General features: G+C 60.8%; 12 protein-coding genes. 10 read left to right on the top strand and 2 right to left on the bottom strand.

Annotated features, from left to right (window positions below; translation table 11 throughout):
- Positions 1-6 precede the first annotated feature (6 nt).
- On the top strand, positions 7-894 hold the full coding sequence (locus HU764_RS22105; RefSeq protein WP_186704229.1) for a ChaN family lipoprotein: 888 nt from the start codon (positions 7-9) through the stop codon (positions 892-894).
- 213 nt (positions 895-1,107) lie between these two features.
- On the opposite strand, the gene HU764_RS22100 is transcribed toward HU764_RS22105, so the two are convergent.
- Positions 1,108-1,386 (bottom strand): TfoX/Sxy family protein, encoded by a 279-nt coding sequence (locus HU764_RS22100; protein ID WP_027594998.1) that lies wholly within the window; start codon positions 1,384-1,386, stop codon positions 1,108-1,110.
- A gap of 336 nt (positions 1,387-1,722) precedes the next feature.
- A complete protein-coding gene (locus HU764_RS22095) occupies positions 1,723-3,285 on the bottom strand; it encodes an AAA family ATPase (RefSeq protein WP_186704228.1) in 1,563 nt (520 codons plus the stop codon).
- Positions 3,286-3,401: 116 nt separating this feature from the next.
- On the opposite strand from HU764_RS22095, the gene mrcB reads away from it, so the two are divergent.
- The 9 genes from mrcB to msrQ all read left to right on the top strand — a co-directional run bounded on the left by mrcB (position 3,402) and on the right by msrQ (position 13,262).
- Positions 3,402-5,723, top strand: a complete 2,322-nt coding sequence (gene mrcB, locus HU764_RS22090) for a penicillin-binding protein 1B (protein ID WP_186704227.1) — start codon at positions 3,402-3,404, stop codon at positions 5,721-5,723.
- Positions 5,724-5,738: 15 nt separating this feature from the next.
- A complete protein-coding gene (locus tag HU764_RS22085) occupies positions 5,739-6,527 on the top strand; it encodes a tetratricopeptide repeat protein (RefSeq protein WP_186683295.1) in 789 nt (262 codons plus the stop codon).
- Positions 6,527-6,859, top strand: a complete 333-nt coding sequence (locus HU764_RS22080; RefSeq protein ID WP_186683293.1) for a YqcC family protein — start codon at positions 6,527-6,529, stop codon at positions 6,857-6,859. The genes HU764_RS22085 and HU764_RS22080 overlap by 1 nt, the downstream gene beginning before the upstream one ends.
- 408 nt (positions 6,860-7,267) lie before the next feature.
- Positions 7,268-8,992 (top strand): acetolactate synthase 3 large subunit, encoded by a 1,725-nt coding sequence (locus tag HU764_RS22075; protein ID WP_027594993.1) that lies wholly within the window; start codon positions 7,268-7,270, stop codon positions 8,990-8,992.
- Position 8,993: 1 nt separating this feature from the next.
- Positions 8,994-9,485 carry an acetolactate synthase small subunit gene (ilvN, locus tag HU764_RS22070; protein ID WP_003250040.1) on the top strand — a complete coding sequence of 164 codons (492 nt, stop codon included), beginning with the start codon at positions 8,994-8,996 and terminating at the stop codon, positions 9,483-9,485.
- A gap of 55 nt (positions 9,486-9,540) precedes the next feature.
- Positions 9,541-10,557 (top strand): ketol-acid reductoisomerase, encoded by a 1,017-nt coding sequence (gene ilvC, locus HU764_RS22065; protein WP_186704226.1) that lies wholly within the window; start codon positions 9,541-9,543, stop codon positions 10,555-10,557.
- Between the two features lie 149 nt (positions 10,558-10,706).
- Positions 10,707-11,558 (top strand): CDP-diacylglycerol--serine O-phosphatidyltransferase, encoded by an 852-nt coding sequence (pssA, locus tag HU764_RS22060; protein ID WP_027594991.1) that lies wholly within the window; start codon positions 10,707-10,709, stop codon positions 11,556-11,558.
- A gap of 79 nt (positions 11,559-11,637) precedes the next feature.
- Positions 11,638-12,651 (top strand): protein-methionine-sulfoxide reductase catalytic subunit MsrP, encoded by a 1,014-nt coding sequence (msrP, locus tag HU764_RS22055; protein ID WP_186704225.1) that lies wholly within the window; start codon positions 11,638-11,640, stop codon positions 12,649-12,651.
- Positions 12,651-13,262, top strand: coding sequence for a protein-methionine-sulfoxide reductase heme-binding subunit MsrQ (gene msrQ / locus HU764_RS22050; protein ID WP_186704224.1), 612 nt, complete (start codon positions 12,651-12,653; stop codon positions 13,260-13,262). Before msrP ends, msrQ begins: the two co-directional genes overlap by 1 nt.
- The last annotated feature ends 197 nt before the right edge of the window (positions 13,263-13,459 follow it).

Below are 13,459 nucleotides of genomic sequence, written 5' to 3'. Positions count from 1 at the left end.
TTGCCGATGCGCCATCCACTGCTGTCCGGTTTATCGCTGTGCCTTGTGCTGGCGCTGGGCGGATGCCAGGCCAGCCTGCCGCCATTGCCTGGCTGGCAGAGTACTGAAGGGCGCGAACACGCGCAGTTGGGGCAAATCAAGGACCTGGCCAGCGGGCAGCTCATCAGCCCGGAACAACTGGTCACGCGCCTGGTCGCTGCCCCGCGTGTGCTGGTAGGGGAGAAGCATGACAACCCCGACCACCACGCACTGCAGTTGTGGTTGTTGCAGGCCCTGCAGGGCCGGCGCGCTCAGGGCAGCCTGTTGATGGAGATGCTGCAGCCTGAGCAGCAGCCGCTGGTCGACAAACTTGAAGCACAGCCACAGTTGCCCGCAGACGTGCCCAAGGCGTTAGCGTGGGAAGAAGGTTGGGACTGGCAGATGTACGGCCCGTTGGTCACGCAGGCCTTGCAGCACGGCATCCCGCTGCTGGCCGCCAACCTTTCACCTGGGCAAATGCGCCACGCCTACCGGCACCCGGCGTCGTTACCGGGCGCACAGTCCAATGCGCCTAGGGTCAAGGCCGCGTTGCTTGAACAGGTACGTGCCGGGCACTGCGGCTTGCTGCCGGAAAGCCAGTTGCCGGCCATGCTTGCCGTTCAACAGCAGCGCGACCGGCAAATGGCAGAGCAGTTGCTGAAGGCGCCGCAGCCGGCCCTGCTATTGGCTGGCGCATACCACGTACGCAAGGACCTGGGGGTGCCGTTGCACTTGGCTGACCTGGGCGCGCAGGGCCGTAGCGTGGTCGTGTTGTTGGCCGAGGTCGGCGAGGAAGCCGAGGCGGGCATGGCCGATTATGTGTGGTACACGGCGGCGATGCCGGAGCAGGACTACTGCGCTCAACTGCGCAAGTAACGTTACGGGTATCGGCGTTGTCACCGCGCACGCGGTGCAAAACCGTCAGGCAAAAAAAGACCCGGCAAAGAGCCGGGTCAATAACCGTGATTAGCCTGATGAGGAGATAATCTGAGAGTCCGAACCAGGGGCTTTCAGGTTATCCAACCAGTCTCGCGACCAGTTGTGATAATCATAACGATTCTCATTTCGGAGTCAATCCCCTTCGTCGGTTTATTTCGCGTTTTTTTGCGCAGGGTTCTTCGCGTCCAACTGTTGATTGAGCGCTTCCTTGCGTTCGGTCGGCAAATCGTTCCAGTGCATGTCGAGCAAGGCGCCTTCAATCGCGTACAACAGCACTTTGGAGGCCCGGAACCCTCGCGTTTTCACAGCTTGGTACGCACCCACCGCACCGAGCCGGCGCAGATCCGACGCGCTGTGGATGCCGGCTGCATGCAACCACTGCGCAGAAGTCTTGCCAAGATTCTTCAGATGCTGCAATTCATCGTTCATCGAGCCTCCTTGCGATGGCTGAACGGGTGTTGGGGGATAAATCGCGAGCAGGTCAGAGAGGAGTGTAGCGGGGGTTGGAAAATGCGCGGCCTTTTGCCATCGGGTGCGACGATTGGGGAGAGGAGCCGCCTTTTACGGCCCTATCGCCGGCAAGCCGGCTCCCACCCGAACTATGAGCCTTCAAGTCTAGCGCCGCACCTGTGGGAGCTGGCTTGCCAGCGATGAGGCCGGAACAAGCACCACAAGACAGTTGCTCCCACAGGGACACCACTGCCCTTGAGGCCTGTGGAACTCCTGTGGGAGCCGGCTTGCCGGCGATAAGCTGCAATGCTGACCTTACAGGCCCGGCAAGCGCTGGCGGATCTGGTCGATCACCTGGTCCATGCTGGCGCTTTCCTGCGTATCGACACGGGTGGCGTGCTGCAGTTCTGTGGCATCCAGCGGCTCACGGCTGGCCTGCTGAGCCTTGACCACCTCTAGGGTAGCGTCCGACGGGTCGGTTTTTTCCGCCTGGCGCTGCGCCAGCCAGCTGGCGATCACCGCCTCCGGGGCTTGGCAGTCGAGGACCAGGAACGGCACGCCGGTCGAGCTGGCGACCTCTGCCGCCGCTTGGCGTTGAGCATGTTTCAGGTAGGTGGCATCTAGCACCACCGGGAAACCGGCGCGCAGGATGGTGCCGGCCAGATCGTGCAGGCGCTGATAGGTCGCGGCGCTGGCATCCTGGTCATAGATGCCGGCATCTTGCTGCCCAGATAGCGTTGCCTGCTGCTCGCCGAACAGGCGCTTGCGCTCCACGTCCGAACGCACACGCACGGCGCCCAGGGCTTCGACCAGGCGCATCGCCACGTGGCTCTTGCCCACCGCCGAGACGCCGTGGGTGATGGCCAGAAGACGCGAAGGGATGGCGCTGTAGCTTTCCGCCAGGTTGGCATAGTTGCGGTAGGTGCGCAGGGTGGTGGCGCGCTGCACGCCATCGGCATTGGCGGGCATGCTGAACAGGGCGACCTTGGCGCGCACCAGGGCGCGGTAGGCCTTGTAGAAGTTGAGCACTTCCAGGCCCTCGTAGTCGCCGGTCAGCTCCAAGTACTGGCTGACGAAGCGGTGCGCCAGGCACTTGAGGCCGCGGTCTTCCAGGTCCATGGCCAGGAAGCCGGTATCGGCCCAGACATCGGTCATGCGGAACGGCTCGTTGAACTCGATGCAGTCGAAGATCACCACCTTGCCGTCGATCAGGGTGGCGTTGCCCAGGTGAATGTCACCGTGGCATTCGCGGGTGAAACCGTTGGCCTTGCGCGCTTCGAACAGGCCTTTGAGGCGCTCGAAGCTGCTGCGTGCCCATGCCTGGAGGTTGTCCAGTTGCAGCAGGTCGGCCTTGTCGCTGAGGAACGGGCGGATCTGCTCGAAGTTCTGCTCGACCGGGGCCATCACGCTTTCAGGCGAGCCGTAAGGTTGCGCTGCCGGGACCTTGGGGGTCTGCAGATGGAATTCGGCGATCTGCCGGGCCATCTGGTCGATGTGCTCGGCGTTGAGCTCGCCGTTGGCTTGCAGGGTGCTGAGCATCTGCCCCTGGGGGAACTGGCGCATTTTCAGGGCGTATTCGATTGCTACACCCTCACCGCCGATTTGCGGCGCTTCGGCGCTACCGGTGATCGGCAACACGTCGAGGTACAGGCCGTCGGTCAGGCGCTGGTTCAGGCGCAATTCTTCGTTACAGAAATGCTCGCGCTGATCCAGCTGGGTGAAGTCGAGGAAGCCGAAGTTCATCGGTTTCTTGACCTTGTAGGCGTACTCGCCAGTGAGCAGGACCCAGGAGATATGCGTCTCGATGAGTTGGAACCCATCTACGGGGTGAGGGTAGAGGGCTGGGTTCTGCAACGCAGTGATAAGAGCTTGGCTCACGGGAAATCCTTCCGGGGGCAGGGAATTCGAATGCGCCATTATGGTCAATGGTGCCGTCCCTGCATACCGCCGAGGGCGCCTGCCCAGCCTTTACAAAGTGCGTATAATCCGCCGCCATGACTCGAACTCGAAACGCTCGTACCCCTCAGAAACGCCCGACTGGCCGCTCTCGCGCCTGGCTGGGCTGGGCTTTGAAGCTCAGCCTGGTCGGCCTGGTGATCCTCGCCGGCTTCGCGGTTTACCTCGATGCTGTCGTCCAAGAGAAGTTCTCTGGCAAGCGTTGGACCATCCCGGCCAAGGTATACGCCCGGCCACTGGAGCTGTTCGTCGGCCAGAAGCTGAGCAAGAACGACTTCCTCACCGAACTCGATGCCCTGGGCTATCGCCGTGAAAGCGCGGCCAATGGCCCGGGTGCGGCCGCGGTCAACGGTAATACCGTCGACCTCAATACCCGTGGCTTCCAGTTCTACGAGGGTATGGAACCCGCGCAGTTCGTCCGCGTGCGCTTCTCTGGCGATTACGTGGCGGGGCTGGCCGGTGCCAATGGCGGCAAGCTCGACGTGGTGCGCCTGGAGCCGCTGATGATCGGCGGTATCTACCCGAAGAACCTCGAGGACCGGATCCTGATCAAGATCGATCAGGTGCCACCGTACCTGCTCGAGACCCTGGTCGCGACCGAAGACCGCGATTTCTATAGCCACTTTGGCGTGTCGCCCAAGTCCATCGCCCGTGCCGTGTGGGTCAACACCTCGGCCGGCTCCATGCGCCAAGGCGGCAGTACCCTGACCCAGCAGTTGGTGAAAAACTTCTACCTCACCAGCGAACGCAGCCTCAGCCGCAAGCTGACCGAGGCCATGATGGCCGTGTTGCTGGAGCTGCATTACGACAAGCGTGAAATCCTCGAGGCCTACCTCAACGAGGTGTTCGTCGGCCAGGACGGCCAACGCGCGGTGCATGGCTTCGGCCTGGCCAGCCAGTTCTTCTTCAGCCAGCCGCTGTCGGAGCTCAAGCTGCACCAGATCGCCTTGCTGGTGGGCATGGTCAAGGGGCCGTCCTACTACAACCCGCGGCGTTATCCTGACCGCGCCCTGGCCCGCCGTAACCTGGTGCTCGACCTGCTGGCCGAGCAGGGCGTGGCGAGCAAGGACGTGATCGAGGCGGCGAAGAAGATGCCATTGGGTGTGACCAAGCGCGGCAGCCTGGCGGACAGCTCGTTCCCAGCCTTCCTCGACTTGGTCAAACGCCAGCTGCGCCAAGACTACCGCGACGAAGACTTGACCGAAGAAGGCCTGCGCATCTTCACCAGTTTCGACCCGATCCTGCAGATGAAGGCCGAAACCTCCATGAACGAGACGTTCAAGCGCCTGGCCGGGCGCAAGGGCGCTGACGAGGTCGAGTCGGCGATGGTCGTGACCAACCCGGAAACCGGCGAGGTGCAAGCGCTGATCGGCAGCCGCCAGTCGGGCTTTGCCGGCTTCAACCGCGCCATCGACGCGGTGCGGCCGATTGGCTCGCTGGTCAAGCCGGCGGTGTACCTGACCGCGCTGGAACAGTCGAGCAAGTACACCCTGACCAGCTGGGTGCAGGACGAGCCGTTCTCGGTCAAAGGCGCCAACGGCCAGATCTGGCGCCCGCAGAACTACGACCGTCGTCCGCATGGCACCATCTACCTGTATCAAGGCCTGGCCAACTCCTACAACCTGTCGACCGCCAAGCTCGGCCTGGAAGTGGGTGTGCCCAACGTGATCAAGACCATCGGTCGGCTGGGGGTGAATGTCGACTGGCCAGCCTTCCCAGCGATGCTGCTGGGGGCAGGTGGCATGTCGCCGATGCAGGTCGCGACCATGTACCAGACCATTGCCAATGGTGGCTTCAACACGCCGATGCGCGGTATCCGCAGCGTGTTGACGGCCGAGGGTGAGCCGCTCAAGCGCTACCCGTTCCAGATCCAGCAGACCTTCGACCCAGGGTCCATCTACCTGGTGCAGAACGCCATGCAGCGGGTGATGCGCGAAGGTACCGGCCGTTCGGTGTACAACGTGTTGCCACGTTCGCTGACCCTGGCCGGCAAGACCGGTACCAGTAACGACTCGCGCGACAGCTGGTTCTCCGGCTTTAGCCAGGACCTGCTGGCCGTGGTGTGGATGGGCCGCGACGATAACGGTAAAACGCCGTTCACCGGTGCCACTGGCGCCTTGCAGGTCTGGACCAGCTTCATGAAGAAGGCCGACCCGCTGCCGCTGGACATGCCGCAACCGGACAACGTCGTGCAAGCCTGGATCGACCCGTACAGCGGCCAAGGCTCTGACGGTAGCTGTCCGGGGGCCGTGCAGATGCCGTATATTCGCGGAAGCGAACCGCCCGCCGGCGCAGCCTGTGGCGGTGAGCAGAATCCGGCAGAATCGGTCATGGACTGGGTCAAAGGCTGGATGAATTAAGCACGAGCTGCATTGATGAGGTGTGAAGTGAATAAGTGGCTGTTTCCTGCCTTGACGGCGTTGGTTGTGCTCCAGGGGTGCTCCAGCGTCCAGCGAGGCAATATCCCGGTGGTCGATTCGAGCACCCGCGTGTCCAACAGTGAACGCGTAACGGCCAACCGCTCGGCGGCTGGCATGAACAGCGGCACCTCACAAGCGCAGTCGCTGCCTGAGGATTCGGGCGTGACGGTGATGATCCCGCAGGGCGCCGGTGCTTCGAGCATCCAGACGTTCCCAGCCGGTAATGGGGCGGCGCCGATCAGTACCGCACCGATTACCCCGGGCCCGATCTCGACCGGGCCGATCACCACCAACCCGAATCCGATCGCCGACGAGCCGTTCGATATCGCCTCGATGAACAGCACGCCAAAAGCCAGCAGTGCGCCGACCGGCATCCCGCGCAGCGGTGGCGCATCTGGCGGCCTGTCGGCCGACGAGCAGCTTGATGGGCCTGTACTGGCGCTGTTGACGACTGCCCAGCAACAGCAGGTCAGTGGTGATTTCAACGGTGCCTCGTCTAGCCTGGAGCGTGCCCAGCGTATCGCCCCGCGCGAGCCGCAGGTGCTGTTCCGCCTGGCGCAGGTGCGCTTGTCCCAGGGCGATGCAGCGCAGGCCGAGCAGTTGGCTCGCCGCGCCCTGACCTACGCCAATGGCCGCCCCGACCTGCAGGCCGAACTGTGGAACACCATTGCCCAGTGCCGTGAAAAACAAGGTGACAGTGCCGGTGCGGCGCTGGCGCGGCAGAAGGCCCGAGTGAATTCCTGATGATCGAGCAACGCATTCTGGACATCGCCGACCACCTACTGCTGATCGAGCGTGAGTTGAAGGTGCAAGGCTGGTGGGACGATGAGCCGCCCAGCGATGAAGCGCTGGAAAGCACCGTGCCCTTCGCGGTCGATACGATGACCCTGGAGCAGTGGCTGCAATGGATCTTCCTGCCCCGCATGAAGATCATCATCGAGCTTGGCCACCCGCTGCCCAGTGCCTCGGGCATCCTGATGATGGCTGAAACGGTGTTCACCGATCGCCCGGAGCAGAGTCGCGAGCTACGGCGCCTGCTAGCAGAGTTCGATCAATTGATCGCTTCTGGAGCCTGATTTCTTCTCTTTTTCCTTCAAGGGCCGCAGATTGTGGCCCTTTTTTATGGAAATCTTCTTAATTCTGCTGCTGCTATCCTTTTTAGTGGTGGCAGGAATTCATCTTGAGGAAAAATTGGCAATAATTTTTCTTGACTTGTAGCCGCCAAATCACAAGAATCCAACTTCCGCTGTAGAGGGACTGCCAGAAGCAGACCCGCTAAGCAGATCATGAGGCGCACACCCGCGCCGACCTGTTACACCCCGCAACGCGTTACCTCGCGCTGGGTGGGAAAACCCCGCAACACTCTGGGGCGCTCCCAATACTTGCTCAGTCAGTGCTGACGTTCGCTCATGCTCTGCTTGGCAGTAAACCTATTAAGACCCGTCCACTAGGGACGGTATTCTGGCGTTTTAGAGGTGAACAACGTGGAGCTTTTATCTGGCGCTGAGATGGTCGTCCGCTTCTTGCGTGACGAAGGCGTTAAGCACATCTACGGGTACCCTGGCGGTGCTCTCCTTCATGTTTACGATGCCCTGTTCAAGGAACCGGAAGTCGAACACATCCTGGTTCGTCACGAACAGGCTGCAACCCATATGGCGGACGGCTACGCCCGTGCCACCGGCAAGGCCGGTGTGGTGCTGGTAACCTCCGGCCCGGGTGCGACCAATGCCATTACCGGCATTGCCACCGCCTACATGGATTCGATTCCGATGGTCATTCTGTCCGGCCAGGTGCCTAGCACCATGGTGGGTACCGATGCCTTCCAGGAAACCGACATGATTGGCATCTCGCGGCCGATCGTGAAGCACAGCTTCATGATCAAAAACGCCACCGAGATCCCAGAAGTTCTGAAAAAAGCCTTCTACCTGGCGCAATCCGGCCGTCCTGGGCCGGTCGTGGTCGACATTCCAAAAGATATGACCAACCCGGCCGAGAAGTTCGAATACGTCTACCCGAAGAAGGTCAAGCTGCGCTCCTACAGCCCGGCGGTCCGTGGCCACTCCGGCCAGATCCGCAAGGCCGCCGAGATGCTGCTGGCTGCCAAGCGCCCGATCGTTTACGCCGGCGGCGGCGTGATTCTGGGTGGCGGCTCCGAAGCCCTGACCGAAATCGCCAAGTCGCTGAACCTGCCGGTTACCAACACCCTCATGGGTCTGGGTGGCTTCCCGGGTACTGACCGTCAGTTCCTCGGCATGCTCGGCATGCACGGCAGCTTCACGGCCAACATGGCCATGCACAATGCTGACGTCATCTTTGCCGTCGGTGCGCGTTTCGATGACCGTGTGGTCAATGGCCCGGCCAAGTTCTGCCCGAATGCCAAGATCATCCACATCGACATCGACCCGGCGTCGATTTCCAAGATGATCAAGGCCGACGTGCCTATCGTTGGCCCAGTCGACAGCGTCTTGACCGAGATGCTCGGCATCCTCAAGGAAATCGGCGAGCAGCCTGACAAGGCCGCCGCAGAGGCCTGGTGGAAGCAGATCGATGAATGGCGTGGCGACGGCGACCTGTTCCCTTACAACAAGGGTGATGGCAGCGTCATCAAGCCGCAGACCGTGATCGAAACCCTGTGCGAAGTGACCAAAGGCGATGCCTTTGTTACCTCCGACGTGGGCCAGCACCAGATGTTCGCGGCGCAGTACTACCGCTTCAACAAGCCGAACCGCTGGATCAACTCCGGTGGCCTGGGCACCATGGGCTTCGGTTTCCCGGCGGCGATGGGCGTCAAGCTCAACTTCCCGGACCAGGACGTGGCGTGCGTGACCGGCGAAGGCAGTATCCAGATGAACATCCAGGAACTGTCCACCTGCATGCAGTACGGCCTGCCGGTGAAAATCGTCAACCTGAACAACGGCGTGCTGGGCATGGTCCGCCAGTGGCAGGACATGGCGTACAACGGCCGTCACTCGCACTCCTATGTCGAGTCGCTGCCTGACTTCATCAAGCTGGCCGAGGCCTATGGTCATGTGGGTATCCGCATCACCAGCCTGAAAGACCTCAAGCCGAAGCTGGAAGAGGCATTCGCGATGAAAGACCGTCTGGTGTTCATCGACATCGCGGTTGACCGTACCGAGCACGTCTATCCGATGCAGATCAAGGATGGCTCGATGCGTGACATGTGGCTGAGCAAGACGGAGCGTACCTGATATGCGGCACATCATTTCCTTGCTGCTGGAAAACGAACCCGGTGCCTTGTCTCGCGTCGTTGGCCTGTTCTCCCAGCGTAACTACAACATTGAAAGCCTGACCGTGGCGCCGACCGAAGACCCGACCTTGTCGCGTCTGACGCTGACCACCGTTGGCCATGACGAAGTGATCGAACAGATCACCAAGAACCTGAACAAGCTTGTCGAAGTGGTAAAGCTTGTCGACCTGTCGGAAAGTGCTCACATCGAGCGTGAACTGATGCTGGTCAAGGTCAAGGCCACCGGAGCCCAGCGGGCCGAGATCAAGCGCACCACGGACATTTTCCGTGGCCAGATCGTCGATGTGACCGCCAGTGTGTACACCGTGCAACTGAGCGGCACCAGCGACAAACTGGACAGCTTCATCCAAGCCATCGGCACCGCATCGATTCTCGAAACCGTGCGCAGTGGCGTCACCGGCATTGCCCGTGGCGACAAAGTGCTCAGCATCTAAATTCAAAAATTAGCGATGGCTCCGCAGGGGCCGAGATATAACCAGGGGTATTTTCATGAAAGTTTTCTACGATAAAGAATGCGACCTTTCCATCATCCAGGGTAAGAAAGTCGCCATCATCGGTTACGGTTCCCAAGGCCACGCCCAGGCGTGCAACCTGAAAGACTCCGGTGTAGACGTTACCGTCGGTCTGCGTAAAGGCTCGGCCACCGTTGCCAAGGCAGAAGCCCACGGCCTGAAAGTGGCCGACGTGGCTACCGCTGTCGCTGCTGCCGACCTGGTCATGATCCTGACTCCGGACGAGTTCCAAGGCGCTCTGTACAAGAACGAGATCGAGCCGAACATCAAGAAAGGCGCAACCCTGGCCTTCTCCCACGGCTTCTCGATCCACTACAACCAAGTCGTGCCACGTGCCGACCTCGACGTGATCATGATCGCGCCGAAAGCCCCGGGCCACACCGTGCGCTCCGAGTTCGTCAAAGGCGGCGGCATCCCTGACCTGATCGCTATCTACCAGGACGCTTCGGGCAACGCCAAAAACGTTGCGCTGTCCTACGCCGCAGGCGTGGGTGGCGGCCGTACCGGCATCATCGAAACCACCTTCAAGGACGAGACTGAAACCGACCTGTTCGGCGAGCAGGCTGTTCTGTGCGGCGGTACCGTCGAGCTGGTCAAAGCCGGTTTCGAAACCCTGGTTGAAGCGGGCTACGCGCCAGAAATGGCCTACTTCGAGTGCCTACACGAGCTGAAGTTGATCGTTGACCTCATGTACGAAGGCGGTATCGCCAACATGAACTACTCGATCTCCAACAACGCCGAGTACGGTGAGTACGTCACTGGCCCAGAAGTCATCAACGAAGAATCCCGCAAGGCCATGCGCAACGCTCTGAAGCGCATCCAGGACGGCGAGTACGCGAAGATGTTCATCTCCGAAGGTGCTACCAACTACCCATCGATGACCGCCAAGCGTCGTAACAACGCTGCCCACGGCATTGAAATCATCGGCGAGCAACTGCGTTCGATGATGCCTTGGATCTCGGCGAACAAGATCGTCGACAAAGCCAAGAACTAAGTTTCTTGCAACATGAAAAACGCGGCTTCGGCCGCGTTTTTTCGTTTAGGCAGCCGGCATCTGGTATAAAGCAGACCAGTGGCCTGCCGTCAGAACCTGTTTCGCAGGCCCGTGTCGAACATATTCCACCCTGTTGCAAGGTACCCTACATGAGCGAACGTCCCGAAGAGCCGAACAAGCCCTCCGACGCCGAAAGCCTGCTACCTGTCGATGAGCACATTGAAGAGGGCCATGACGCCGAAGGGCGCAAGGTCCGGCATCGCGGCATCTATCTGCTTCCTAACCTGTTCACCACCGCCAACCTGTTCGCCGGCTTCTACTCCATCATCAACTCGATGAGCGCGCAGAGCGCGTTGAGTGCTGGCGACCCGCGCGAGGCAAGCAAGTACTTCGCCTTTGCCGCCATCGCCATCTTCGTCGCCATGGTGCTCGATGGCCTGGATGGCCGTGTGGCTCGCATGACCAATACCCAAAGCGCCTTCGGGGCCGAGTACGACTCGCTGTCGGACATGGTCGCCTTTGGTGTTGCCCCGGCGTTGCTGGCCTTTGGCTGGGCGTTGGGTGACATGGGCAAGGTCGGCTGGATGGTTGCCTTCATCTATGTGGCGGGCGCTGCCTTGCGCCTGGCGCGCTTCAATACCCAGGTGGGCACCGCCGACAAGCGTTACTTCATCGGCCTGGCCAGCCCGGCGGCAGCTGGTGTGGTTGCGGGCACCGTGTGGGCCTTCAGTGACTACGGTATCCAGGGCTCCAAGCTGTCGTTCCTGGTGGCGCTGCTGGTAGCGGCGGCTGGCATGTTGATGGTCAGCAACATCAAGTACAACAGCTTCAAGGAACTCGACCTCAAAGGGCGTGTGCCGTTCGTGGCAATCCTGGCGGTGGTCCTGGTGTTCGCGGTGGTATTCAGCGACCCGCCCCGCATCCTGCTGCTGATCTTCCTTGCCTACGCGGCTTCGGGGCCGATTCAGTTCTTGCTGCGGTCTCGCCGTCGCAAGTCGTGACAATGATTTAATGATGGAATAACCCTCCGGCTCCATAGTCTTACTGGTACATCCGTTATCCAGTGCTATGGAGCCGTCCATGCTCATCAAGCTTCCCAGGTCATCCGAGTGCAAGGCGTCGGAGATCACGCCCGAAGGTCTCTATCTTTCTCGTCGCACCGTGCTCGGTGGCTCGCTGGCGGGCCTTGCCCTGGGCGCGCTACCGAGCCTGGGGCATGCCGCCGAGGCCAGCCGCTACGCCGATGTCGAGGCGGGTGCTGCACCCGCCTGGTTCAGTGAAAAGCTTGCGGCGACGCAATGGCAGGCGGTAACGGTCAAGGATGAGGCGATTACGCCCTTCAAGGACGCGACCCACTACAACAACTTCTATGAGTTCGGGCCCGACAAGGGGGACCCGGCTGCCAATGGCGGCAGCTTGCAGACTGAGCCTTGGTCTGTAGTGATCGATGGCGAGGTCGGCAAACCCGGGCGCTATGCCCTGGAAGACTTCGTTAAACCTTATCAGCTCGAAGAGCGCATCTACCGGCTGCGCTGTGTCGAGGCGTGGTCGATGGTCATCCCCTGGCTTGGCTTCCCGCTGGCGAAAGTACTCAAGCAAGTGGAGCCGACATCCAACGCGCGCTACGTGCGCTTCGAAACATTGAAAGACCCACAGCATATGCCAGGGCAACGCTCAGGCTTCGCCTTGATCGACTGGCCCTATAGAGAAGGGCTGCGCTTAGATGAGGCCATGCACCCGTTGGCGATTCTGGCGGTGGGTATGTATGGCCGCGAGCTGGCCAACCAGAATGGCGCGCCGTTGCGCTTGGTGGTGCCATGGAAGTACGGGTTCAAGAGCATCAAGTCGATCGTGCGGATCAGTCTGGTGGCCGAGCGCCCGCAAACAACCTGGGAGGGGCTGGCGCCAGATGAGTATGGCTTCTATGCCAACGTGAACCCCGAGGTCGATCACCCGCGCTGGACCCAAGCGCGTGAGCGGCGCCTGCCAAGTGGCCTGTTCAGCCCCAACGTACGCCCAACGCAAATGTTCAACGGCTACGCCGACGAAGTGGCTTCGCTGTATGCCGGCCTCGACCTGCGGAAGAACTATTGATGCGCTATCCCTGGTTGCGCCTGGCCATCTTTATAGTGGGGTGTGTGCTGCCACTCTGGTGGTTGTATGAAGCTGCGATGAACCTGCTGGGGCCGGACCCAGGGAAGATCCTGATGGACCGGCTGGGGTTGGGTGCGCTTACATTCCTGCTGGTGACCTTGAGCATGACGCCGCTGCAGCGGCTGACAGGGTGGTCGGGCTGGATCGTCGTGCGCCGCCAGCTAGGGTTGTGGTGTTTTGCCTACATCGTGCTGCACATCCTCTGTTACCTGTTCTTCATTCTAGGGCTGGACTGGGGGCAGTTTGCTGTCGAGCTGCGCAAGCGGCCCTACATTATTGTGGGGGTGCTTGGCTTCCTCGGGTTGTTGGCGCTGGCGGTAACCTCCAACCGGTATAGCCAGCGCCGGCTGGGTGCGCGGTGGAAGAAGCTGCATAAGCTGGTGTATGTGATTCTCGGCTTGGGGCTGCTGCATTTCCTGTGGATCGTGCGCTCGGACCTGCGTGAGTGGGCTATCTATGCCGGCATTGGTGCCGTGTTGATGGCGCTGCGTATTCCTGCAGTCGCACGGCGTGTTCCTCGGGTGATCAGCAAGCAGGGGAGGGTGGTTTGAAACATTGTTGAAATAAAGGGTTGACGGGGTTTCGAATCCCCTTATAATGCGCCCCACTTCCAGCGTGATTGGAACGAGAAACTCCTTGAGTATCAACGAGTTAATCGATTCAGGCAGTGTTGTAAGGGCTTCGATCGAAAGATCGTCAGCGGTTGAAATGGTGGTTGACAGCGCTTCTAAACGCTGTATGATTCGCC

Source organism: Pseudomonas kermanshahensis, from assembly GCF_014269205.2.
Taxonomy (GTDB): Bacteria; Pseudomonadota; Gammaproteobacteria; order Pseudomonadales; family Pseudomonadaceae; genus Aquipseudomonas; species Aquipseudomonas kermanshahensis.
The sequence above is the reverse complement of the archived record's forward strand: the minus strand, read 5'-3'. Positions and strand labels throughout refer to the sequence as shown.

Bases quoted from the DNA above. Each gene is read 5' to 3' on its own strand.
- pssA (WP_027594991.1), top strand. From the start codon at position 10,707: ATGAGCGAACGTCCCGAAGAGCCGAACAAGCCCTCCGACGCCGAAAGC.
- ilvC (WP_186704226.1), top strand. From the start codon at position 9,541: ATGAAAGTTTTCTACGATAAAGAATGCGACCTTTCCATCATCCAGGGT.
- HU764_RS22085 (WP_186683295.1), top strand. From the start codon at position 5,739: ATGAGGTGTGAAGTGAATAAGTGGCTGTTTCCTGCCTTGACGGCGTTG.
- HU764_RS22105 (WP_186704229.1), top strand. From the start codon at position 7: ATGCGCCATCCACTGCTGTCCGGTTTATCGCTGTGCCTTGTGCTGGCG.
- HU764_RS22080 (WP_186683293.1), top strand. From the start codon at position 6,527: ATGATCGAGCAACGCATTCTGGACATCGCCGACCACCTACTGCTGATC.
- msrP (WP_186704225.1), top strand. From the start codon at position 11,638: ATGCTCATCAAGCTTCCCAGGTCATCCGAGTGCAAGGCGTCGGAGATC.
- ilvN (WP_003250040.1), top strand. From the start codon at position 8,994: ATGCGGCACATCATTTCCTTGCTGCTGGAAAACGAACCCGGTGCCTTG.
- msrQ (WP_186704224.1), top strand. From the start codon at position 12,651: ATGCGCTATCCCTGGTTGCGCCTGGCCATCTTTATAGTGGGGTGTGTG.
- HU764_RS22100 (WP_027594998.1), bottom strand. From the start codon at position 1,386: ATGAACGATGAATTGCAGCATCTGAAGAATCTTGGCAAGACTTCTGCG.
- mrcB (WP_186704227.1), top strand. From the start codon at position 3,402: ATGACTCGAACTCGAAACGCTCGTACCCCTCAGAAACGCCCGACTGGC.